Origin of the sequence: Streptomyces sp. NPDC058257 (assembly GCF_042881845.1) — a bacterium.
Lineage (GTDB): Bacteria > Actinomycetota > Actinomycetes > Streptomycetales > Streptomycetaceae > Streptomyces.
The window spans coordinates 96,289-117,827 of record NZ_JBHVXJ010000009.1 but is presented as its reverse complement, the minus strand read 5'-3'; the positions used below and the strand labels follow the sequence as shown (position 1 = coordinate 117,827).

Below are 21,539 nucleotides of genomic sequence, written 5' to 3'. Positions count from 1 at the left end.
ACAACCCGGTGCACGATCGGCGGCGTTCGGTATCGGCCCCGGGGCCGGTCACTGTCCGCCCGCCCGGATACGGTACGAAGATCTCTGTGAACGAAGAGACTCAGCCCGCGACCGTTCGTGTGTTCATCGCTCTCGCACCGCCCGACGACGCGAAGCAGGAACTGGAACAGGCACTGGGGCCCGCCTATCGCGCGCATCCCCGTATGCGGTGGAATCGCATCGAGGACTGGCACGTCACCCTGGCCTTCCTCGGCGAGGTACCCACACCGGTGGTCCCGCTCCTGCCTGCACCGCTCGCCCGCCTCGCGGCCGCCCGCAGCCCCCTCACCCTGGCCCTGCGCGGCGGCGGACACTTCGACGAGCGAGTCCTGTGGAGTGGGATCGACGGCGACCTGGAAGAGCTGCACCAGCTCGCCACCCAGGTGCGTGCCGTCGCCGACAACTGCGGTATCGCCCATGCGCACCGGCCGTTCCGCCCGCATCTGACTCTGGCCCGCGCCCGCCGCGACACCCCGTCATGTGCGGTGCAAGCCGCTGCCGGGCTCGCCGGGTTCACCGGCCGCCCATGGAAGGCCGAACGTCTGCACCTCGTAGCCAGCAACACCGGCCGTGGCCCAGGCCCCATCCACTACCGCGACATCGGCGCCTGGCGCTTCGACGAGCCGACGCGGACAAGCCCTCACGCCCTCTGACGGCAAAGCCGCGCCAGCCCACTCACAGCCGCCACACCTGCCTCAGGGTTGCCCGTTGCGCCGTCTCGTCGAACCGTGGCCGGGCCGCAGGTGGTTCCGTCGCCAGGGTCAATGCTGGATCAGACCGCCGACCGGGACAGGAGCGACGTGGCCGGTTGCCGGAACGGTCCGCGCCAGAGCGAGGCCGACGTCAGTGGAGGCTCACAGATCCAGGACGAGGCGCGGGCAGGCGGCGCGCGAGACACAGATGAACATCGTGTCATTGCACGCCTGTTCAGCAGGGGTGAGAAGGGAGTCTCGGTGCTCCACCGCGCCGTCGAGGACCGCGGTCTCGCAGGTGCCGCAGGTGCCCTCCTGGCATGAGGACAGCACTTGCACGCCGGCCTCCTCGACGCTCTCCAGGACACTCTTGTCCGGCGGGACCGTCACCGTGATGCCGGTGCGGGAGAGTTCCACCTCGAAAGAGGCCGGAGGGGCGTCGTCCTGCCGCACCCTCGGCGTGAAGCGCTCGACGTGCAGCGTGTTCTCCGGCCAGGCGGCACACCGCTGTTCCACCGCGTCGAGCAGGGGCTCGGGACCGCAGCAGTAGACGAGGGTGCCGGCGGAGGGGCTGTTGAGCAGCCCCTCCAGGTCGAGGAGGCCGGTCTCGTCCTGGGGGCGCAGTGCCACCCGGTGTGCGTGGTCCGTGGTGAGCTGCTCGGCGAAGGCCATGGTGGCGCGGTTGCGCCCGCCGTACACCAGCCGCCAGTCGGCTCCCCGCCGGTCGGCGGCGGCGATCATCGGCAGGATCGGGGTGATGCCGATGCCGCCCGCGATGAACAAGTAGCGCTGGGAGTCGATCAGTTGGAACCGGTTACGGGGGACGCTCACCCTGACCGTGTCGCCCTCGGCCAGCATGTCGTGCACGTACTGGGAGCCGCCCCGGCCCTCCGGCTCGTGCAGCACGGCCACTTGGAGGAGGGAGGTGTCCCCCGGATCGCCGCACAGCGAGTACTGCCTCACCAGGTCGGGACCCAGCACCAGGTCGATGTGGGCGCCCGGGCTCCACTGGGGAAGCCGCTCGCCGGTGGGGTGGGTCAGGCTGAGGCGGACGACGCCTTCGGCGAGAGACTCCTTGCGCACCAGGGTCAGGTCGAGTTCGCCCCCGGCGGGTGGAAGGCTCGTGCTGTTCATGATGAAGACTCTCTTTCCGGGGCGGACTCCGGGGCAGGGCCGGGGCGGTGGTCCCCGGGGTGGCCGAGCAGCCAGTCCCACAGCACCACCGGATCCTCGAACTCCCGCTGCGCACCGCAGTGACAGACGGCCAGGAGCCGATCGGTGCCGAGCACCCAGTGGATGCGGTGGACGTCCTCACCGGCGAGGGCGGGTGGGTGCAGCGGGATCACCGGGCCACCGCCGTCGCCCGCGTCCCGGTCCCCTCCTGGGCCAGGCGGGCGAGGATGCGGCGGGCTGCGAGTCCCCCCGTGTCGATGTTGATGCTCAGCTCCTGGTAGCCGGCCTGTTCGGTGTCCAGGGATTTCTGCAGCACATTGAGGGCGACGACGTCCTGCATGACCACGGTGTGGTTGTTGTCGTGCAGGAATTCCGTGACGTTCTGGTCGTCGAGGGCGAAGTCGCGCGCCACGGCCCAGAAGTCGTACGTCGTCTTCTCCGTCGACGGGGTAATGCCGTAGACGACCTCCACATGGAAGGCGTGCGGGTCGCTGCCGTCCGGGTTCGGGCCGGGCGCGCCGACCGGCGCGATGCGCGAGTGGAGCAAGTAGAGACACGGTGCGTGGTACTCGATGTCCTGCCAGCGGCTGATGCGTCCCTCGATCCCCGTGGACCTGGCGTAGAACGGAGGGCATGCCGCGTCGTCCATGTGGCGGCTGACGCGGATGATGCCGGCCTTGTCGTCGACCTCGGTGGTGATGGGCGTCTCGGCCACCTCCGGTGTGCCGATGTAGCCACCGTGCAGGTACGTCTCGTGCGACAGGTCCATGAGGTTGTCGACCAGCAGACCGTAGCCGCCGTCGATCGGCTCCATGCCCGACACCACCGTGTACTCGGGCGAGTCCATCCACGGAGCGCGGGGCGCCAGACTGTCCCCGGGCTCACTGTCGCCGATCCACACCCACACGAAGGAGTCCTGCTCGATCACCGGTACGTCTTCAGGCGCGCCGTGCGTGGGATGCGTCGCTGGCCGGGTACGAAGACACATCCGCCGTCGGTGCCGTAGGTGAAACCGTGGTAGCCGCACACCACCCGGTCCCCGTCCAGCCGACTCGGCGCCTGCGACAGCGGGAAACGCCTGTGCACACAGCGCTCGGACATCGCCACCGCCCGGCCGTCCTCCGTGCGGTACAGGAGGATCGGCTCGCCCAGCACGGTACGTCCGAGCAGCTCGCGCCCGACCTCGCGGCCATAAGCGGCGACGTACCACTGATTTCGTACGAAAGCAGTCATGATCGTTCCCTTCGGAGTGGAGCGTCGCAGGGCTTGAGTGCGCGTGGTGCCGACGACATGGGCGCGCGTTCCTGATCTGCGGCAGGCGGTGGCTCATCGGCCGCTTGGCGCGGGAGTACGTCGGCCGGTGCGGACCAATGGTGGGCTCGGCGCCCCCGGGTCACCAGGGGGCTTTCCGGATGCCGGGAAACATCTGCGTGATCCCGGCCCGCCTGACGGGACGGACGGCGCAGTTCCGATCTACGGCGTGGTCAAGGCGCGGGAGATCGCCCGGGCGCTCGTACAGACGAGCCGGGCCAAACCGGGCGCGGAGGCGCTGCCATGACGGACCACCAGCGATACCGAGGCGATCACCGTGCCGCCGCGGTGCACCGGCGCTGCGACCGACAGGGCGTCCATCGTGACCTGCCGATCGCTGACCGCGTAGCCGTTGGTCCGCACATCGGCCAACATGCGCCGCAATGTACGCGGGTCGGTGACCGTGCCCGGCGTGAATCGCTCGATGGGGCCGGCGAGCGCCTCTCCCTGCACCTCGGCAGGGGCGTGCGCGAGCAGCACAAGGCCCACGCCGCTGGCCGTGAGGGCGAAGCGCCCGCCCACGCGGGTCAGCACGGGCACCGCACCGGACCCCGCGATGCGCTCGACGAAGACGACCTCCGTGCCCTCGCGCACAGCGAGCTGAACGTTCTCGCGGGTGACCTGGGAGAGGTCCTCCAGGAACGGCAGGGCCCGCTCCCGCAGGCCCTGCCCACGCGGTGCGAGCGAGGCGACTTCCCACAGGCGCAGGCCGACGCGGTAACACCCTTCGTCACCGCGCTCCAGCGCTCCCCAGGCGATGAGCTCGCCGAGCATCCGGTGCACGGTCGACACCGGAAGCCCCGACCTCCGGGACAGCTCGCTCAACGTCATCTCCGGGTACTTCGCGCTGAACGCACCGAGGATCCGCAGGGCGCGGCCAAGTACGGGCCCCGTGCCCGACTCCGCGCCACGGCGGGACCGGGGCATCTGGGCGCCTCCCCCGCCAGCCGCCGGTGACGGCGACCCACCGGCCTGCTGCGGCTCACCTGCGAGCGAGTCTTCCAAAGATCCCTCACTGATTCCCGACTGGCTGTGGCGGTCAGTGTGCAAGACGGTCGCGGCCGCGTCGAGACATAGTGCTCCCCCATCGGTCCTTGAGGCCGTGGACGGGAGGCCGTGGGCGGGAGGCGGGGAGAGCGACCAGAGCTGCGCCCGCGTCTGCTCCCGATGAGTTTGGTGAACGGGCACGGTCTGCACGTACAACCGCGAACCGGAGGTACTCATGACCCTCAAGGCACTGCCCCCTGTCGTCGACACCGAGACCTGGGAGCGCCAGCTGGACGACTTGCGCGTCCGGGAGAAGGCGGCGACCCGGGAACTCGACGCGATCGCCGCGCAACGCCGCCGGATGCCGATGGTCGAGATGCCCGGCTACACCCTTCAGGGCGAGGACGGACCGGCCCCGCTCACCGACATCTTCGGCGACAAGTCTCAGCTGATCGTCTACAACCACATGTGGTTCCCCGGAAAGAAGTGGCAGTGCCCGGGCTGCACGGGGTTCACGTCCCAGTTCACCCGACCGGAGTTCTTGGAGGCCTACGACGCCAGGTTCGTCATCGTCACGCAAGGGCCCATCGACGAGGCCCTCGCCTACAGGCGGCGGGTCGGGAACAAGATGACCTGGTACTCCACCGCGGACAGCCCGTTCGGCACCGATGTGGGCGCACCGCCCGGCGGTGGATTCGCGGTCAACGTCTTCCTGCGCGACGGCGACACCGTCTACCGCACCTGGCACACCAACGGCCGGGGCACCGAGCAGCTCAGTCACACCTTCCCGCTGATCGACCTGTTGCCGTACGGGCGGCAGGAAGAGTGGCAGGACTCGCCCAAGGGCTGGCCACAGTCCCCCACCTACAGCCTGTGGGCAGGCTCCGAGGACATCGCCGCCCGCTACGGTCCTACAACTGCGTAGCCCCGTACCTCAGTTGAGTCTCTTCTTGACGGCGTCCTTGATGCCGTAGGCCGCGCCGATCACTGAGCCCCGGGTTTGGTGGAGGACGGCTCTCAGAGCCCCGCTCGGGCCATGCCGCCCCGTCAGTCGCGCGCAGGTATCGGCGAAGCGGTCCGCGACGAGTGCCGGCTCGTAGCGCGCTGAGGCGGCTCGTGCCGCCTCAGCCATCCGCTGACGCAGCTCATCACTGTTGATGAGCTCCAGTAGATTCGCGGCCAGGGATCCCTCGTCGCCCATGGGAATGAGACGCCCGTCGACGCCATCGGAGATGATCTCTCTCGGTCCCAGTGGGCAGTCGGTGGAGACGACGGGCACGCCACACCGCATCGCTTCAACGATCGTCATGCCGAACGATTCGTGGTCGGACGCGCTCGCGGCCAACCCCGCTCTGAGCCACTCAGATTCCAAGGGCGAGACCGCGCCCATGAGAAACGCATGCTTCTGCATCCCCAATTGCTCGATGAGCCCCTGTAGTTGCCTTCCGTGACCTCCGGCGATCCCCGGACCGAAGATGCGAAGACACCAGTCCGGGCGCACATGGCGCACTCTGTCGAAGGCCCGGATCAGGAGGTCGTACCGTTTCGACGGGACGAGCCGCCCGGCGGCGACCACTACTTTCTCCCTGTCGCCCGACGGGGCGCTTCGTGGCGCCGGGACGGGGTTGGGGAATGCTTCGATGCGTACTCCTGGAAGCATCATGTGCCTCCGGTAGGTGTTCGCATCAGCCAAGGTCGTGGTCGTCAGCATGTCCAGTCGCGGATACAGACGACGCAGTGAAAGCCGTAGCGCTCGCGTGTGATTCCGGAAGGTCAGATGCTCTTGCCCTACGCGCAGCGGCCCTCGCTTGGCCTGCAAGCAGATATGTGCGTTCAGGCCTGGTCGAGTACCCACGATGACGTCGCTCGCCAGAGTGCTCAAGTACTGAGCAATTCGCTGATCGGTCAATCTGCTGTAGTACGGGTATTGCGTCTCGTTGCGGGGAAATACGACGGAGCGCCTCTGAGACTCAGGCAGGTCACCCTCATATCCCGGGGTCCCCATTCTCAGGTCCACGAGATGTCGAAGCCGGATCCGGGGATGAACGGGAAACGCAGGCGAATCCTTGTGCCGGTAGACCGACATGATCTCCACGTCATGCTGCTCGACGAGCGCGTTGGCGAGGTTGGTAGTGGCACGGATCGTGCCACCGAAGCCAAATGAATTATGGATCAGGAACGAGATATGCAAGATGCCGACGCTCCAGTAACCGCAGTCCATGCGGATAGTCGCCGAGGCCCAACACGACGCAAATGCGGGAAACGGGGCCACTCACCGTCCCAACGACAAGATCCACTGAAGGTTGCGAGCCTGCACCCAAGCGGCCGAGCAGTTGACGGACTTGGTAGATAGGATAAGAGCCGCCCTTCTCAAGCTGCGCTTTCCGGCGCCTTGTTCCGGGTTTTGATTTTGTGCCGCGCCGTTCGGATCTCCACACCGACCGCCTGGTGGCCAGCCTCTTTTTACACCAAGGTTGTTGAAAGCCCCTCAACTCCCTGTGGCTGCGTCAGTAGATCTTCCGGTGTGCGCATCGCACGCTGAGGCGCCAGCGAGCGCCGACAGTCGACCATCTGGAGGCAATTGGCGGCATTTTCATATCGCAGGCGCCCCTCGAACGAGTGAAATCTTCTGACAAAAAGACGAGAACCCACGCATATGCGCTGTCTGGACTGCCGCGCATGGTCCTGTCGTCCCTGATCCGTTCGCCGTCGCGAGGCCGTCGCGACGTTGGTGATGAGAGGCCGGGGACAATTCATGCGCAGCAGCAATCGCCAGTACCTCGTGTCCGTGGATCATTTGCGTGCCTACGCTGCCGTGCTGGTGCTCCTCTGTCACGGCACGCAGATGATCTCTCCGTACCTCAGAGAGATCCCGAACGGTGACCCGCACGGCTGGCTGTATACGGATAACCCCCTGGCCACCATGGTGTTGGAAGGACACACCGGAGTGGCCCTCTTCATGGTCCTTTCCGGATTCATCTTCACCATCGGCACCCTGGGAAAGGACGTTCACTATGGCCGGTTCCTGGGCAACCGGGTTCTGCGGATCTTCCCGCTCTACATCGCGCTGATCATCCTGGGGGTCGGCGCGCACAAGCAGGGTGCGGACCTGCTGGCCGTGCTCCAGTCCCTGGTCGGCCTCGGAAACCTGCCCGGATCCCTCAATCTGGGGGCCGTGTCGAGCATGTGGTGGGCCATCGCGGTCGAGTTGCAGTTCTATCTGATGTTCCCGCTGTTCAGCAGGCTCCTCACCAAGCACGGCCCTGCGGCTCTGCTCAAGGTTCTGGCCGGCGTTGCCGTGATCCGAACACTGGTGTGGGCCTCGGCCGACGGCAGTATCAACGTGAACTCGATGCTCTACTACAGCCTCGCCGGCAGAATCGATCAGTTCCTGATGGGCATGGTGGCCGCCTGGTTCTTCGTGCACCATCGAAAGCGGTTCCAGGGACCGCTGAAGGTCGGCATCGCAACAACCTTGGTCACAGGTGCGGTCTGGGCCTTCAACCAGACCCATTCCTTCCACGAGGGGCACGCCACACGTCTGCTCTGGGTCGACGTGGAAGGAACCCTGTGGTCCCTGGTGGTACTGACCTACGTGGCCACCTTCACCTCGACGGGGCTCGTGTCGAGGGCTGTCGCCAAAGTCGGCGAAATGAGCTTCTCCGTCTATCTGCTCCACTACATGGTGGTTACGGCGATCATCTCCCACCGCTGGTGGATCGAGCTGACGGGGCGCCCTGTGGTGGATGCCTTCATCACAGCGACAGCGGCAGTTCTGCCCATCACATTGGCTGCGGCCGTCGTCACGTTCCATGGCATCGAACGCCCGTTCCTCGGGTGGCGTCGCGCCTACCTCCTCACAGAGCAAGGGCAAGGGCCAGGGCAAGAGCGTCAGCGCGAGCAGGAACAGGACCAGGAGCAGGAGCAGGAGCAGCCCGAGGTCACGGCACATCCCCCTGCACCCAAGGCCACACTCGTATCGCCCAGATAGCCGGGAGTCCTCCGCTCTCGCGCGCCGGTAGCGCCGGTAGCGCCGGTAGCGCCGGTAGAGGCCCCGACGCTCGGCTGTCCCTCGGGTCGGCGGTCGGGGTACAGGGCGGGTCGACCAGGTCCGACCGGTCGTGCAGTCCGGCGGGGGTGGGGTCTCGGCCCTGATGCGGGTCGCCTCCGGTCGCCGAGCGGCAGCGACACCGTGATTCGGCAGGCTCAGCCGTCCTGCGGCTCCCTCTCCCACTTGCCCCACCAACTGTACAAGGGGCGTCCCTCCCGGCCGCTGGTGCGGAACGGCTTGCCCTGGTCGTCGATGCGCAGCACGTCGTGCCGCTTGCCGCTTGACCACTCCAGTTCCAGGTACCAGCGCACGTCGTGCAGGTCGGCGCCGGCCGCGATGTAGAAGACCTCGGGGTCGTTCTCGCTGACCTTGTACGGGAAGTCGCGCCGGTCGTCCTTCTGCGTGACACGCGGCGTCGCGGCGTCGAGGTCGACGGTGAAGGCCTTGGTATCCACCTTGCCGCCGCAGTCGGCACCCACCTGGAAGTTGTTCCAGGCCAGCGGTGCGCCGGTGCTCTGCACGCGGACGTTCATCCCTTGCAGGACGACGGTGTCCCTGCCCATGCCCTGCACGGTGACCTCGATGTACTGGTTGCGGGCCGAGACGGCACCGAGGTCGCCGACCCAGCCGGGGGCGTCCCGCGCCGTGGGCCGCTCCGGCACCTCGTCGGGCTCGCGGTTCACCAGGAACTCCTGCTCGCAGTCGTCTTCGTAGGCGTACGGCCTGGTGCGCGCCGTCAGCGGCATGCCGGAGCCCTCGCCGTGCGCGCCGTCGGGCCCGGCCTTGCCGGGCCGATCGGACGGCGAGGCACTCGGATCCGACGGGGCGCTGGGCCCGAGGCTCTGCTCGTGCTTGTCACCGTCACCACCGCCGTTCATGGCAAGAGCGAGGGAGCAGATCCCGGCGACCGCGGCGACGGCAGCGGCGAGGACGAGGATCCGCCGTCTGCGCGAAGGGGGCAGCGGCGTCGAGGCGGTCACGCGGGCGGGGCCCGACTGCGTCGCAGGCTCGGACTCAGGATCAGGACCGGGATCGGACTCAGGACCGGGATCGGACTCAGGACCGGGATCGGACTCAGGACCGGGATCGGACTCCGGGGCGCTGGCAGCCGCCAGCTCCGCCTTCCGCCCTCGATCCGCGTCCGCCAGGATCCATCGCCGGTGGACCTCCACCAGCTCCTCCGGGCTCGCCTTGCAGAGGCGGGCGAACCTCTCCACCGGCGCGAACTCGGCCGGCACCGCGTTCCCGTTGCAGTACCGGTGCAACGTGGACGTACTCATGTGAAGCCTCTTGGCCAGCACTCCATAACTGAGCCCGGACCGCTCCTTGAGCTCCCGAAGAAGCTCCGCGAGCGACGCCATTCCCCACCTGCCCCATTCGCCCTGTATGTTCCGAGGCCCCCGCGCCCGTGGGGATCAGCCATCTCCCGTGGGGATCAGCCATCTCCCGTGGCCGAGACGCCGAGCGGCTCATGTGCGGTTCCGGTTGCCCGGACATCCCCCACGCCGCCGCACCGCTACCGCGCCAACTCCCGGCCAGTTTCTCCTTATTAAGGACAAAGTATGGACGATGCACGGCGCGCTTCGTACGCTGGGCGTCGCTCTCGTACGGAAGTCTGCGTCAGGCACGGCCAGAAGCCGCAGCCCGCACCACCGGTATGTGCATGAACTCCACTCCGCGGACGCGGGCCGAGGCGGCCCGGGCCGCTTCACAGCGCCCAGCAGGAGACAGAGTGAAGCCACACGAGCACGCCACGACCCCACGCCGCATCCGCCGACGCACGCGTCTGAGACCGCGCAGAGGCGGCAGAACCACCGGGGTACTCCTCGGGCTGCTGCTCGCCGGCGGGCTCACCGCGCCGACCGCCGGAGCCGACGAGAGGCCTTTCGCCGACCTTCCGCCGCAGGAGCCGGGCGTCACGCTGCGGGTGTTCGACATCCAGTCCCCGCTCAGCAAGCTCTGCGACCTCAAGCCCGCCCAGACCCCCAACGTCGACAAGCTGATCCCCACCGTCGACTGGTCCTCCACCGAAGGCTTCGGCTTCACCGACAACTTCGTGTCGCAGATCATCGGCAACATCAAAGTGCCCGACGACGGCGCGTACACCTTCCGTCTGATCAGCGACGACGGCTCCCGCCTCCTCATCGGCGACAAGAAGGTCATCGACCACGACGGACTGCACGGCGCCGAGCCCAAGGACGGCGAGATCACGCTCGCCCCGGGCTACCATCCGCTGCGCATCGACCACTTCGACCGCGGCAACGACCAGCAGGTCACCCTGCAGTGGAAGCCGCCGGGCGCCGACGCCTTCACCCTCGTGCCCAACTCCGTCCTCAGCACCGACGCCGGCGTGGTGCGGGTCACCGCGCCGGGCCGCAAGGAGTGCGAGGGCAGCTACGACACTCCCGGCGACGGCCTTCCCCTGACCTCGGTCAATCCCGGCTACAAGCTGACCGACCTGCGGCCCAAGGGATTTGAACCGCAGGTCTCCGCGATGGACTGGCTGCCCGACGGCCGACTCGCGGTGACCACATGGGGCGGCAGCCAGGAGACCAAGGGCGAGGTGTACGTCCTGGACAACGTCACCGGCGACACCGGCCCCGACAAGGTCACGTACAAGAAGATCGCCGATGGACTCAAGGAGCCGATGGGCATCAAGTACGTCGACGGGAAGCTGTATGTCTCTCAGAAGCATCAGCTGACCGAGCTCGCCGACATCGACGGCGACAACGACGCGAGCGAGATCCGGAAGATCGCCGAGTGGCCGTACGGCGGCAACTTCCACGAGTTCGCATTCGGGCTGCTCTACGAGAAGGGCAACTTCTACCTGAACCTGTCCGTCGCCATCAACTACGGCGGCGCGACGACCGATCCGCAGCCCGCCGCGAACCGCGGCACCACGATCAAGGTGAACAAGGCGAGCGGGAAGGTCAGTTACCTGGCCGGTGGTCTGCGCACCCCCAACGGCATCGGCCGCGGCCCGGACAACGAGCTGTTCGTCACCGACAACCAGGGCGGCTGGCTGCCCGCGTCGAAGCTCGTGCACGTCAAGCAGGACCGGTTCTTCAACCACTACACGAACCCCGAAGGCCCGTTCGACGACAACAGTGTCACCAAGCCGGTGCTGTGGCTGCCGCAGAACGAGATAGCCAACTCCCCCAGCACCCCCATGACCGTGAAGAAGGGGGCCTTCGCCGGACAGTTGATGTTCGGCGACGTCACCTACGGCGGCCTGCAGCGCGCCGATCTGGAGAAGGTCAACGGCGAGTTCCAGGGCGCGGTCTTCCGGCACACCCAGGGCCTTGAGTCCGGCATCACCCGCATCTCCACCGGTCCTGACGGAGCGATCTACACCGGCGGGCTCGGCGCGGACGGCAACTGGGGCCAGGAGGGCAAGCTCCGCTTCGGCCTGCAGAAGCTCACCCCGAACGGCAAGACCGCCTTCGACATCAAGACCATGCGCGCCACCCGCGACGGCTTCAAACTCACCTACACCAAGCCGCTGTCGGACAAGACCATCGAGAAGCTGACCAGCGGTGCCTACTCCGTCGAGCAGTGGCGCTACGCCCCCACCCCCGCGTACGGCGGCCCCAAGGTCGACGAGGAGACCCTGCCCGTCACCGGCGCCGAAATCTCCGGCGACCGCCGCACGGTCCAGCTGACCATCCCCGGGCTCAAGAGCGACCGGGTGGTCCACGTACGCTCACCGCGCCCGTTCTCCTCGGCCGACGACGAGCAGCTGTGGTCCACCGAGGCCTGGTACACGCTCAACGCGCGCCCGGGCCAGGACGAGCCGGTCACGTCGTACGACGCCGAGTCGGCGCGGCTCTCCGGCGGCGCGGACATCGACACCGAGCACGCCGGGTACACCGGTGGCGGCTTCGTCGACAGCTTCAAGGACCCGGGGGCCACCGCCACCTTCGACGTCCAGGCTCCGGCCAAGGGCACCTACGCCGTGGGCCTGCGCTATTCCAACGGCCCCAACCCGTCCGCCGGCACCAAGACGCTCGGCGTCAGCGTGAACGGCGGGCAGGCACGCCGGACGGAGCTCCCGTCGACCGAGACGTGGAAGCGCTGGTCGACCAAGACCGAGAAACTCGCCCTGCGCAAAGGCCGCAACACCATCTCCTACTCCTACCGGCCCGAGGACACCGGTCACGTCAATCTCGACATGATCGAGGTACGCAGACCGGACAGCCGCATCGACCTGTTCTCCGGCGGCAGCACTTCCACCGCCTGGCAGCACACCGACGGCCGCAGCGTCGAATGGCCGCACACGGCCGACAAGTCGATCGAGGTGTGCTGCGGGGACATCCGCACCAAGCAGGCCTTCGGCGACTTCAAGCTGCACGCCGAATTCCGCGTACCGAAGCTGCCGGACGATGTCACCGGGCAGGATCGCGGGAACAGCGGGATCTACCTCCAGGAACGGTACGAGGTCCAGATCCTGGACTCGTACGGAGTGGAGAAGCTCGCCGCGAACGAGGCCGGCGCCATCTACACCAAGAAGGCCGCCGACCTGAACGCCTCGACCGCGCCGGAGACGTGGCAGACGTACGACATCGTCTTCCGCGCCGCCCGATTCGGCGCGGACGGGAAGAAGACCGCGGACGCGAGGATCACCGTGGTGTGGAACGGCAAGAAGGTCCACGACAACGTGGCCGTCGACGGCCAGACCGGAGCGGGCGATCCCGAATCCGCGGCGGCGGGCGCCATCCGGCTCCAGGACCACGGCAACAAGGTCCGCTTCCGCAACGTATGGATCGAGCCCGTGGACTGATCATCCAGATGTGACCCCGCATGTGTGTATCACTCCTGCGGGGGACGCGAGGGATAGCCGATCACCGAACAGGGCAACGAGCCTGACGTGACAACAGCCCGCGCACCGCTGTGGCGGTGCGCGGGCCTCACGGATTCACGGGCCCACGGGCTTTCGGACTCACGAGCCCTGAGAACTAAGGCGGACAATCATGCGCAGGGCAATCGCAATGAGGAAGCAGCTCTCCGTACTACTTGTGACGGTGGCTGCCGCTGCCGCCACCATGGCGCCGCTCTCCACGGCGCACGCGGCCGACGGATACGACCGGTGCCCCGCTGGCTCCTACTGCATGTTCTCGGGCCTCGACGGGACCGGTGACATGATCACGCTCAAGGGAAGCACTCCGGACCTCGCGGCCCTCGGCATGGGTGACCGGGCCAAGTCGGACTGGAACCGGACGCCCTCGACCATCTACCTCTGGTCCGACGCGAATTACAGCGGCTGTACGGTCGTGACCTCCTCGGGCCCGACCGGCAAGGGGAACTTCTTCCCCACCTACCGGGACTTCCTGAGCTCGGTGCAATTCGACGGTCCTGGCGGTCCCAGCTGCGGCACACCGCCCGACGGGGACGGCTGAGCGGGGGCTCGACACCGGTCGCGCTCAGGGCCTGGGCGTGTCCTGCGCCCAGGTCTCCGGCTGCCAGATTCCGGCGCGCCGCAGTGACTGTGAGCAGTGCAGATAGATCTCGTCCAGCTCCACGACGATCGCCAGGCGGGGCCGCTTGCCCTTGGCGGTCATCAAGTCGAAGAACGGAGCGTCCGTCAGGATCCGTGCCCGGCCGTTGATGCGCAGGATGTCGGCCCTGCCCGGCACCAGGTGGAGCAGCCCCACGTGCGGGTTCTCCAGGATGTTGCGGAAGCTGTCGCCTCGCCGGTTGCCGGGGCGGTCGGGAAGGGCGACGGTGCGCGCGTCGAGGATGTGGATGAAACCCGGCGCGTCGCCTCGCGGGGAGGTGTCGCAGTTGCCTGCCGCGTCCGATGTGGAGAGGAGGCAGAACGGAGAGCGGGCCAGGATCTCCAGGTCTTGCGAGGTCAGCTCGTCGTGAACCTTGTCGATGACGATCGGGTGCGGCGCGCCGAGCAACTCCGTCAGCTCTTCGCCCGAGCGGAGCTCTTGCCAGGCGTGCGGCGCCGTCGCGCTGCCGCCTGGGGACGGGACGGTTGCGGGTATCGCGGCGTCGGGCACGGGGAGCAACCTCACAGGTCGGCGAACAGGCAAGAAGACGAACAGACTGGCGATTATGTAATGTTAGGCTCACCTTACTGGAGTATAAAATGGCAGGTGAGTGTGCCCCTGCCTGAACAAGGAGCAATTGATTCATGGCTGGGAGCAGCCGCACAGGGCGTGTGCCCCAAAGGCGGTGGCCATGAAGGCAGCAGCCACTTCCGAACCCTCGGGCGGCGCCAGGAGCCCGGGAGCGACGGTTTCCGCGGCGCCCGGCCGTGGCCGTGGCGGTCCCGCCCTCGGCGCCGGTCTCGTCCTGCTGGTCGCGGTCCTCCTGCTCATCATGTGGGCAAGCCTGCTGGTCGGTTCCGGTGATGTCGGCGCCGGTGATCTGCTGCCCGGCATCTTCGACCCGGATCTGTCCGACAAGGGTCAGTTGATCTTGCAGGAAGTACGGATCCCACGTACCGCGGCCGGTCTCCTGGCCGGTGTCGCGCTCGGCCTGGCCGGCACGGTGATGCAGGGCGTGGCCCGCAACCCCCTCGCCGATCCGGGCGTCCTCGGCGTCAACTCCGGTGCCTCCGCCGCCGTGGTCTTCGCGATCAGCATCCTTGGCATCTCCGATCCCGGTCACTACATCTGGTTCGGCTTCCTCGGCGCCCTCGTCGCCTCCGTCGTCGTGTTCGGCATCGGTTCCATGGGCCGGGAGGGCGCCACGCCCGTCAAACTGGCGCTCGCCGGTGCGGCGACCGGTGCGGCGCTGCTCTCCCTCACCACATCGATGCTGCTCACCGACTCGAAGTCGTACGACCAGTATCGCTTCTGGCAGGTCGGCTCGCTCACCGGGCGCGACGCCCCCGTGCTGTGGCAGGCTCTGCCGTTCATCGCTGTCGGCACCGTCGTCGCACTGCTCCTCGGACCTCGCCTGAACGCCCTGTCCCTGGGTGACGACCTCGCGCGGGGCCTGGGTCAGCGGATCGGCCTGGCTCGCACCGCCTGCGCGGTGGCCGTCGTGCTGCTCTGCGGTGCCGCGACGGTGGTCGCTGGGCCGATCGCGTTCCTCGGGCTCGTCGTCCCGCACGCCGCCCGGTTGTTCACCGGACCCGACTACCGGTGGGTCCTGCCGTACAGCGCACTGATCGCCCCGGCGCTGCTGCTGACCGCGGACATCGTGGGGCGGGTGATCGCCCCGCCCTCCGAGGTGCAGGCGGGCATCGTGACCGCCGCGATCGGTGCGATTCCGTTCGTGCTCCTTGTGCGCCGCCGGAAGCTGTCCGAACTGTGAGCGGGGTGTGGGAGTAGTGGGCGGGCGCAGGGACGAGGCCGGTGTGGTCGTCGCCGGCGACAGGAGCGATGTGTCGCGGGCCGAGGCGGTGAGTCGCATTCATGCCGTGCGGCGGGCTCGCCGCACGCGCGTGGCGCTGGTCCAGTTGGTTCTCCTGGCGGCCACCGCGGCCGTGTTCGGTGCCGCGCTGAGCTTCGGCGACATGTCCGTGCCGCTCGGCGACGTGATCGGCGCACTGACCGGCGGCGGGGATCCGGGCACGCATTTCGTCGTCGTGGAACTGAGGCTGCCGCGTGTGCTGCTCGGCCTGCTCGTCGGCGTCGCCTTCGGTCTCAGCGGAGCGCTCTTCCAGGCGCTGCTGCGCAATCCACTGGCCAGCCCCGACGTGATCGGCATCAGCCAGGGTGCGAGCGCGGCGGCCGTCCTCGCCTCGCTCGGCTTCGCGGTGAGCGGTATCGCCCTGTCCGCCGCCGCGCTGGGCGGCGCGCTCCTGAGTGCCGCCGTCATCTACGCCTTCGCCTGGCGTCGCAACGTGTCCGGTCAGCGATTCGTGCTCGTCGGCATCGGCATCGGCGCGGGGCTCTCCAGCGTCACCTCGTACCTGCTGACCAACTCCGAGGTGACCGAGGCGCAGAACGCGCTCGTGTGGCTCACCGGCAGCCTCAACGGCAGCACCCTGGAGCAGGTGTGGCCGCTGCTCGGCGCGCTCGTGCTCCTGCTGCCCCTGACCGCTGTCGCCGCGCGTGACCTCGGCCCGCTGCAACTCGGCGACGAGACAGCGGCCGGGCTCGGTACCCGCGTGGGCCGCGGCCGACTCGCGCTGCTCGGCTGTGCGGTCGCGCTGGCCGGGGTCGCCACGGCGGCGGCGGGTCCAGTCGCGTTCGTCGCGTTCGTGTCGGCGCCGGTGGCCCGGCGTCTCGTACCGGGCTCGGGTGCCGCACTGGTACCCGCCGCGCTGACCGGCGCGCTGCTGGTGACGGCTGCCGACTTCGCCGCTCAACACCTGCTGTGGTCCAGCCAGTTCCCGGTCGGCGCGGTCACCAGCTTGATCGGGGCCCCCTACCTGCTGTGGTTGCTGGCCCGCGCCAATCGCACGGGAAGGGCCGGATGACGGTGGCGGACGAACAGAAGGACGAGGACATGGGCGCCGGCAAACACACCCTGGGCACACGGGACATCCACCTCGGCTACGACGGCCGCGAAGTGGTCCGTGGCCTGAGCCTGGACATCCCACCCGGCGGCATCACCATGATCGTCGGCCCCAACGCCTGCGGGAAGTCGACGCTGCTGCGTGCCATGGCACGGCTGCTCACCCCGACGTCCGGCAGCGCGTTGCTGGACGGACGCAGCATTCACACGATGCCGACCCGCGAGGTCGCCGCACGCCTGGGCATCCTGCCCCAGACCCCCGTGGCGCCCGACGGCATCACCGTCAGCGACCTCGTGGGCCGCGGCAGGTACCCGCACCAGGGCTGGTTCCGGCGCTGGACCACCGAGGACGACGCCGCCGTCGCCGACGCGCTGCTCGCCACGGACGTCCTGGACCTGGCGGGGCGTCCGGTGGACGAGCTGTCGGGCGGCCAGCGCCAGCGCGTGTGGATCGCCATGGCACTGGCCCAGCGCACGGACATCCTCCTGCTCGACGAACCGACCACCTATCTTGACGTGAGCCATCAACTGGACGTGCTCGACCTCCTGGTCGATCTCAACCAGGAGCACGGCACCACGATCGTGGTGGTCCTCCACGACCTGAACCTGGCCTGCCGCTATGCCGATCACCTTGTGGCGATGCGGGACGGCCACGTCATCGCCGAGGGGAAACCGCGGGACGTCGTCACCGAGGAACTGGTCAACGAGGCTTTCGGGATGCGCTCTTCGCTGGTCGCCGACCCGGTGTCGGGCACACCGCTCATCGTCCCGATCGGCCGCCACCGCGTGGCTGACCGGACATGACCGGTGGACCGGAGCATCGTATCCCGTTCACCGATCAACTTAGGGTACCCTAACTACATGTCCCTACGTCTCAAGTCGCTGTTCACGCGGGCCTCGCGCGGCCCCCTCTCCGTTCGTTCCTCCGGTCGCCGTCGGAACTCCGTCGCCGCGGCCGTGGCGGCCCTCGCCCTCACCGGCGGTCTGACCGCGTGCTCGTCCTCCGACGACGACAAGGGCGGTTCCGCCGCCTCGACGGCGGGCTTCCCGGTGAAGGTCGCCACGAAGTTCGGCGAGATCACCGTGCAGAAGAAGCCGCAGCGCGTGGTGGCGCTCGGCTGGGGAGACGCGGAGACCGCGCTCGCCCTCGGCGTCCAGCCCGTGGGCGCCAGCGACTGGCTCGCCTTCGGCGGTGACGGCGTGGGGACATGGGCGAAGGGCCTGTACAAGAAGAGTCCGACCAAGATCGGCACGCTGGAGCCGGAGTACGAGAAGATCGCCTCCCTCAAGCCCGATCTGATCCTGGACACCAAGTCCAGCGGCGACCAGAAGCGTTACGACACCCTGAGCAAGCTCGCGCCCACCATCGGCGTGCCCAAGGGCGGCGAGCAGTACCTGACCAACTGGGAGACGCAGATCAGGATGGTCGCGGACTCGCTCGGTCTCCACGACAAGGGCGAAGAGCTGATCGCCAAGACGGAGAAGAAGTTCAAGGCCGCCACCGCGCAGCACCCCGAGTTCAAGGGCAAGACCGCCACGTCCGGCTCGCGCACCAGCGTCGGCTACGGCGCCTACGTGAAGAGCAGCGGTCGCGTCGACTTCCTGGAGCGGCTCGGCTTCAAGAACAACCCCGAGGTCGACGCCAAGGCGGGCAAGTCCTTCTCCGTCACGGTCTCCCGCGAGAGCCTCGACATGCTCGACTCCGACCTGCTGGTCATGGCGCCGATCGGCCTCCCCAAGTCGAAGATCGAGAACGACCCGCTCTACAAGGAGATCCCTGCCGTCAAGGCCGGACATGATGTCGTCTTCGACCCGAAGTCGACGCTCAGTTCCGCCTTCGCCACCGACTCGGTCCTCTCCGTCTCCTACGCTCTGGACAAGGTCGTCCCCGAGTTCGCGAAGGCCCTGCGCTGATCACGTCGTACGCCCCGGGCTGACATCTGATCGCGTCGAAGTAGGCAGGAATCCACCTGGGTCTGCCTACTTTGACGTATGGAGAATGTGTCGCGCGATCCCGTCGTGCCGGACGGCACGAACCCGCTGAGCCGGCTCTCGCTGGAACAACTGCGATGTCGTACGAGCCTGAAGTGGCGGACCTATCCGCACGACGTACTGCCGCTGTGGGTGGCCGAGATGGATGTCCCGCTCGCGGAGCCTGTCGCCGAGGCGATAACCGATGCTGTCGCGCTCGGCGACACCGGCTATCCCGCCGGTAGTGCCTACGCCGAGGCGCTGGCCGAGTTCGCCCACAAGCGGTGGGCCTGGGACGGACTTGCCGTCGAGCGCACGGCGATCGTGCCCGACGTGATGCTCGGCGTCGTCGAGATGCTCAAGCTGGTCTCCGCGCCAGGTGACCCCGTCGTCGTCAACTGTCCTGTCTACCCGCCCTTCTATCAGTTCGTCGGGAACCTGGACCGACCCGTCGTCGACTCGCCCCTGGGTGCGGACCTGCGGATCGACTTCGCCGCGCTGGAGGACGCGTTCAGGCGCGCGGGGCGGAGTGCGGCACAAGGTACGAACCGGCCGGTGTATCTGCTGTGCAGCCCGCACAATCCGACCGGGACCGTGCACACCGCCGACGAGTTGACGCGGGTCGCGCACCTGGCGCGCGAGCATGGTGTGCGTGTCGTGGCGGACGAGATACACGCCCCGATCGTGGCGGCGGGCGCATCATTCGTGCCGTTCCTGAGCGTGCCGGGAGCGGAGAACGGACTGTCCTTGATGTCGGCGTCGAAGGCCTGGAACCTGGCCGGGCTCAAGGCGGCCCTCGCCATCGCGGGCCCCGAAGCCGCCGACGACCTCGCACGCATACCCGAAGAGGTAAGTCATGGCCCCAGTCACCTGGGCGTCATCGCCCACACGGCGGCCCTGCGGGACGGAGGTGACTGGCTCGACGCACTGCTTCGCGGCCTCGACGACAACCGTCGGCTGTTGGCCGCTCTCCTGTCCGAACACCTGCCCGCCATCGGCTGCACACCGGCACAGGGCACCTTCCTCACCTGGCTCGACTGCCGGGAACTGGGCCTGGGCGACGACCCGGCCGAAGCGTTCCTGCATCGCGGCCGTGTCGCTCTGAGCTCCGGGAAGGCCTTTGGAGCCGGCGGCGAAGGCTTCGTCCGTCTCAACCTGGCCGCCTCGCCCGAGGTGCTCACCGAGGCGGTCCGGCGGATGGCTTCGGCCGTCACCGGAAGGCCGACAAGAGACAGTCACTGTTCCGGACGAAACCAAAATCTTCACCCAATGCATCCGCACATGGACTCCAGCACGTAACCTTCGCTAACCGCACATGAGTTACTGCTGTTGCAGGTTGGGCAGTCACCATTCAGGGGTGCAAACAGATGTGCCCTCACCAGAAGTGCTCAGTCGTGAGCACGCCCCGCCATCCGCACGACTGCGTGCGCCCACGAAAAGGTCACCACGATGTCAGACACCAAGCCGGAAAATGCCGGAGTGCAGGCCCAGTACGCCGCCCAAGTGGCCGCGGACCTGGAAACCAACCGTAAGGAACAAGAACGCGTCGGGGTCGATGTGGCCGCGCTGCAGGAGCAGTTGCAGGCGCTGGAGAGCGACCACGCGGTACTGCTGAGCATGCAGCAGGCCCTGGGCTCCCCCGCCGCTCCGGCGGCCGCCGCGAAGAAGGCGTCACCTCGCAAGGGTGCTGTGCCCGCTCCGCGGAGCAGTGCGAAGAACTCCGGTGCCGCCCGGACAAAGAAGCCCACGGCCGCCAAGGCCAAGACCAAGGTCAAGGCGCAGGCCCCGGCTCAGAGCAAGGCCCAGGACGAGCCGGCCAAGAGTGCGCCCAAGGCCGCCGCGAAGAAGGCGACCGCGCCGACGGCCGGGCCGTCGCTGGTCGAACTGATCCACGACCACCTCGGTCGGCAGAGCGAACCGCGCTCGGCCGCCGAGATCACCACCGCGCTCACCCAGGCCCGCCCCGAGCGCACCATCAAGACCACCGTCGTGCGCACCACGGTGGAAGGCCTGGTCGCCAAGGGCCGCGCCCACCGCACCAAGCAGGGCTCCTCCGTCTTCTACAGCACGGCCGCCTCGGCAGAGCAGGCCGCAGCACCGCAGCCGGAGCCCTCCACAAGCTGACCCACTGCGTATCGGCGAGCACCTCGCAGAGGTGCTCGCCGATACGGCGTCTGTCGCCGACACTCAAGTCCGCTTCGGCCGCGATGACTCACAGGAGGGGGCGGCCGGGCTAGGGTCTTCGCGTGAACAGCACGCATCCGCACGAGTCCCATGACCGCAGCGCGATCGTGATGGTGGCCTCCTCCGCCGGGGGTGTCCAGGGCCTCCGGACGTTGCTGAGTGGCCTGGACGCGAGGCTTCCGGCGTCCGTGCTGGTGGCCCAGCATCTGCGCCGCTCCCGCGAGACGCGCATCGCCGCCGTCCTGTCGCCCCACACCAGCCTTCGCGTCAAACTGGCCGAAGGTGGCGAGCGCCCGAGAGCGGGAGAGGTCTATATCGCGCCGCCCGACCACCATCTGTGTGTGGAGGCGGACGGCAAGTTGTCCCTGTCCAAGGAGGGCCCGGTCAACTTCGCACGCCCGGCCGCCGACCCCCTCTTCGAGTCGGCCTCGCAGGTCTACGGGCCGCTGATCATCGCTTGCGTACTCACGGGATCCGACGGCGACGGCGCCCGGGGAGTGGAAGCGGTCAAGAGCCGCGGGGGCATCGTCATTGTGGAGGACCCCGCGACGGCCACGTTCCACGGGATGCCCAGATCCGCCATCGAGACCGGCCAGGTCGATTTCGTACGCCCGGCCGAGGGCATCGCGCCCCTCATCCATCAGCTCCTGCAGTCGGCCGGCGACTCCTGAACTCTCCGTCGGGTACCGGTGGGTGACTGCCTGTCAGGGTTG

At 68.1% G+C, this 21,539-nt stretch carries 18 protein-coding genes and 2 pseudogenes; 12 read left to right on the top strand and 8 right to left on the bottom strand.

The features are described from left to right. Positions 1–86 precede the first annotated feature (86 nt). Complete coding sequence (gene thpR / locus ACFVXC_RS22395) at positions 87–692, top strand: RNA 2',3'-cyclic phosphodiesterase (protein ID WP_389907699.1); 606 nt, start codon at positions 87–89, stop codon at positions 690–692. 108 nt (positions 693–800) lie between these two features. On the opposite strand, the pseudogene ACFVXC_RS22390 reads toward thpR, so the two are convergent. The 5 genes and pseudogenes from ACFVXC_RS22390 to ACFVXC_RS22370 form a co-directional block, all read right to left on the bottom strand. Next, positions 801–884: pseudogene (locus ACFVXC_RS22390) on the bottom strand (NUDIX hydrolase); the annotation flags it as partial. Between the two features lie 9 nt (positions 885–893). Beyond that, the gene (locus ACFVXC_RS22385) at positions 894–1,865 is read right to left on the bottom strand and encodes a PDR/VanB family oxidoreductase (RefSeq protein WP_389907697.1); all 972 of its coding nucleotides are present in this window, start codon (positions 1,863–1,865) and stop codon (positions 894–896) included. After that, positions 1,862–2,077 (bottom strand): hypothetical protein, encoded by a 216-nt coding sequence (locus tag ACFVXC_RS22380; protein ID WP_389907695.1) that lies wholly within the window; start codon positions 2,075–2,077, stop codon positions 1,862–1,864. Before ACFVXC_RS22380 ends, ACFVXC_RS22385 begins: the two co-directional genes overlap by 4 nt. Further along, positions 2,074–3,137 (bottom strand): annotated as a pseudogene (locus ACFVXC_RS22375) (aromatic ring-hydroxylating dioxygenase subunit alpha). Before ACFVXC_RS22375 ends, ACFVXC_RS22380 begins: the two are co-directional and overlap by 4 nt. Before the next feature lie 240 nt (positions 3,138–3,377). After that, entirely contained in the window at positions 3,378–4,142 is a 765-nt protein-coding gene (locus ACFVXC_RS22370; RefSeq protein ID WP_389907693.1) for an IclR family transcriptional regulator, read from the bottom strand. 295 nt (positions 4,143–4,437) lie between these two features. Between ACFVXC_RS22370 and ACFVXC_RS22365 the strand changes: the two genes are divergently transcribed. Beyond that, positions 4,438–5,127, top strand: coding sequence for a DUF899 domain-containing protein (locus tag ACFVXC_RS22365; protein ID WP_389907691.1), 690 nt, complete (start codon positions 4,438–4,440; stop codon positions 5,125–5,127). Positions 5,128–5,136: 9 nt separating this feature from the next. On the opposite strand, the gene ACFVXC_RS22360 is transcribed toward ACFVXC_RS22365, so the two are convergent. After that, complete coding sequence (locus ACFVXC_RS22360) at positions 5,137–6,393, bottom strand: glycosyltransferase (RefSeq protein WP_389908061.1); 1,257 nt, start codon at positions 6,391–6,393, stop codon at positions 5,137–5,139. Positions 6,394–6,957: 564 nt separating this feature from the next. Between ACFVXC_RS22360 and ACFVXC_RS22355 the strand changes: the two genes are divergently transcribed. Then, entirely contained in the window at positions 6,958–8,193 is a 1,236-nt protein-coding gene (locus ACFVXC_RS22355) for an acyltransferase family protein (RefSeq protein ID WP_389907689.1), read from the top strand. Positions 8,194–8,408: 215 nt separating this feature from the next. Here ACFVXC_RS22355 and ACFVXC_RS22350 read toward each other — a convergent pair whose 3' ends face one another. Then, on the bottom strand, positions 8,409–9,614 hold the full coding sequence (locus ACFVXC_RS22350; protein ID WP_389907687.1) for a helix-turn-helix domain-containing protein: 1,206 nt from the start codon (positions 9,612–9,614) through the stop codon (positions 8,409–8,411). 407 nt (positions 9,615–10,021) lie between these two features. Between ACFVXC_RS22350 and ACFVXC_RS22345 the strand changes: the two genes are divergently transcribed. Together ACFVXC_RS22345 and ACFVXC_RS22340 are read left to right on the top strand one after the other, a co-directional pair. Beyond that, positions 10,022–13,033, top strand: coding sequence for a family 16 glycoside hydrolase (locus tag ACFVXC_RS22345; protein ID WP_389908059.1), 3,012 nt, complete (start codon positions 10,022–10,024; stop codon positions 13,031–13,033). Positions 13,034–13,223: 190 nt separating this feature from the next. Further along, complete coding sequence (locus ACFVXC_RS22340; RefSeq protein WP_389907685.1) at positions 13,224–13,649, top strand: peptidase inhibitor family I36 protein; 426 nt, start codon at positions 13,224–13,226, stop codon at positions 13,647–13,649. A gap of 24 nt (positions 13,650–13,673) precedes the next feature. On the opposite strand, the gene ACFVXC_RS22335 is transcribed toward ACFVXC_RS22340, so the two are convergent. Beyond that, positions 13,674–14,243, bottom strand: a complete 570-nt coding sequence (locus ACFVXC_RS22335) for an MSMEG_1061 family FMN-dependent PPOX-type flavoprotein (RefSeq protein ID WP_389908057.1) — start codon at positions 14,241–14,243, stop codon at positions 13,674–13,676. A 196-nt stretch (positions 14,244–14,439) separates the two neighbouring features. Between ACFVXC_RS22335 and ACFVXC_RS22330 the strand changes: the two genes are divergently transcribed. The 7 genes from ACFVXC_RS22330 (at position 14,440) to ACFVXC_RS22300 (ending at position 21,497) form a co-directional block, all read left to right on the top strand. Beyond that, a complete protein-coding gene (locus tag ACFVXC_RS22330; protein ID WP_389907683.1) occupies positions 14,440–15,522 on the top strand; it encodes a FecCD family ABC transporter permease in 1,083 nt (360 codons plus the stop codon). Between the two features lie 43 nt (positions 15,523–15,565). Next, positions 15,566–16,633, top strand: a complete 1,068-nt coding sequence (locus ACFVXC_RS22325) for a FecCD family ABC transporter permease (protein WP_389908055.1) — start codon at positions 15,566–15,568, stop codon at positions 16,631–16,633. A 29-nt stretch (positions 16,634–16,662) separates the two neighbouring features. After that, entirely contained in the window at positions 16,663–17,475 is an 813-nt protein-coding gene (locus ACFVXC_RS22320; protein WP_389908053.1) for an ABC transporter ATP-binding protein, read from the top strand. Between the two features lie 57 nt (positions 17,476–17,532). Then, positions 17,533–18,585 carry an iron-siderophore ABC transporter substrate-binding protein gene (locus tag ACFVXC_RS22315; RefSeq protein ID WP_389907681.1) on the top strand — a complete coding sequence of 351 codons (1,053 nt, stop codon included), beginning with the start codon at positions 17,533–17,535 and terminating at the stop codon, positions 18,583–18,585. 78 nt (positions 18,586–18,663) lie between these two features. Then, entirely contained in the window at positions 18,664–19,941 is a 1,278-nt protein-coding gene (locus ACFVXC_RS22310; RefSeq protein WP_389907679.1) for a MalY/PatB family protein, read from the top strand. Between the two features lie 150 nt (positions 19,942–20,091). Further along, complete coding sequence (locus tag ACFVXC_RS22305) at positions 20,092–20,766, top strand: hypothetical protein (protein ID WP_389907677.1); 675 nt, start codon at positions 20,092–20,094, stop codon at positions 20,764–20,766. 122 nt (positions 20,767–20,888) lie between these two features. Further along, positions 20,889–21,497, top strand: a complete 609-nt coding sequence (locus ACFVXC_RS22300) for a chemotaxis protein CheB (protein WP_389907675.1) — start codon at positions 20,889–20,891, stop codon at positions 21,495–21,497. The last annotated feature ends 42 nt before the right edge of the window (positions 21,498–21,539 follow it).

What these genes read in the sequence shown, in the direction of transcription:
- ACFVXC_RS22315 (WP_389907681.1), top strand. Translation starts at nt 17,533, where the DNA reads ATGTCCCTACGTCTCAAGTCGCTGTTCACGCGGGCCTCGCGCGGCCCC.
- ACFVXC_RS22385 (WP_389907697.1), bottom strand. Translation starts at nt 1,865, where the DNA reads ATGAACAGCACGAGCCTTCCACCCGCCGGGGGCGAACTCGACCTGACC.
- ACFVXC_RS22320 (WP_389908053.1), top strand. Translation starts at nt 16,663, where the DNA reads ATGGGCGCCGGCAAACACACCCTGGGCACACGGGACATCCACCTCGGC.
- ACFVXC_RS22310 (WP_389907679.1), top strand. Translation starts at nt 18,664, where the DNA reads ATGGAGAATGTGTCGCGCGATCCCGTCGTGCCGGACGGCACGAACCCG.
- ACFVXC_RS22330 (WP_389907683.1), top strand. Translation starts at nt 14,440, where the DNA reads ATGAAGGCAGCAGCCACTTCCGAACCCTCGGGCGGCGCCAGGAGCCCG.
- ACFVXC_RS22350 (WP_389907687.1), bottom strand. Translation starts at nt 9,614, where the DNA reads ATGGCGTCGCTCGCGGAGCTTCTTCGGGAGCTCAAGGAGCGGTCCGGG.
- ACFVXC_RS22370 (WP_389907693.1), bottom strand. Translation starts at nt 4,142, where the DNA reads ATGCCCCGGTCCCGCCGTGGCGCGGAGTCGGGCACGGGGCCCGTACTT.
- ACFVXC_RS22355 (WP_389907689.1), top strand. Translation starts at nt 6,958, where the DNA reads ATGCGCAGCAGCAATCGCCAGTACCTCGTGTCCGTGGATCATTTGCGT.
- ACFVXC_RS22340 (WP_389907685.1), top strand. Translation starts at nt 13,224, where the DNA reads ATGCGCAGGGCAATCGCAATGAGGAAGCAGCTCTCCGTACTACTTGTG.
- ACFVXC_RS22365 (WP_389907691.1), top strand. Translation starts at nt 4,438, where the DNA reads ATGACCCTCAAGGCACTGCCCCCTGTCGTCGACACCGAGACCTGGGAG.
- ACFVXC_RS22305 (WP_389907677.1), top strand. Translation starts at nt 20,092, where the DNA reads ATGTCAGACACCAAGCCGGAAAATGCCGGAGTGCAGGCCCAGTACGCC.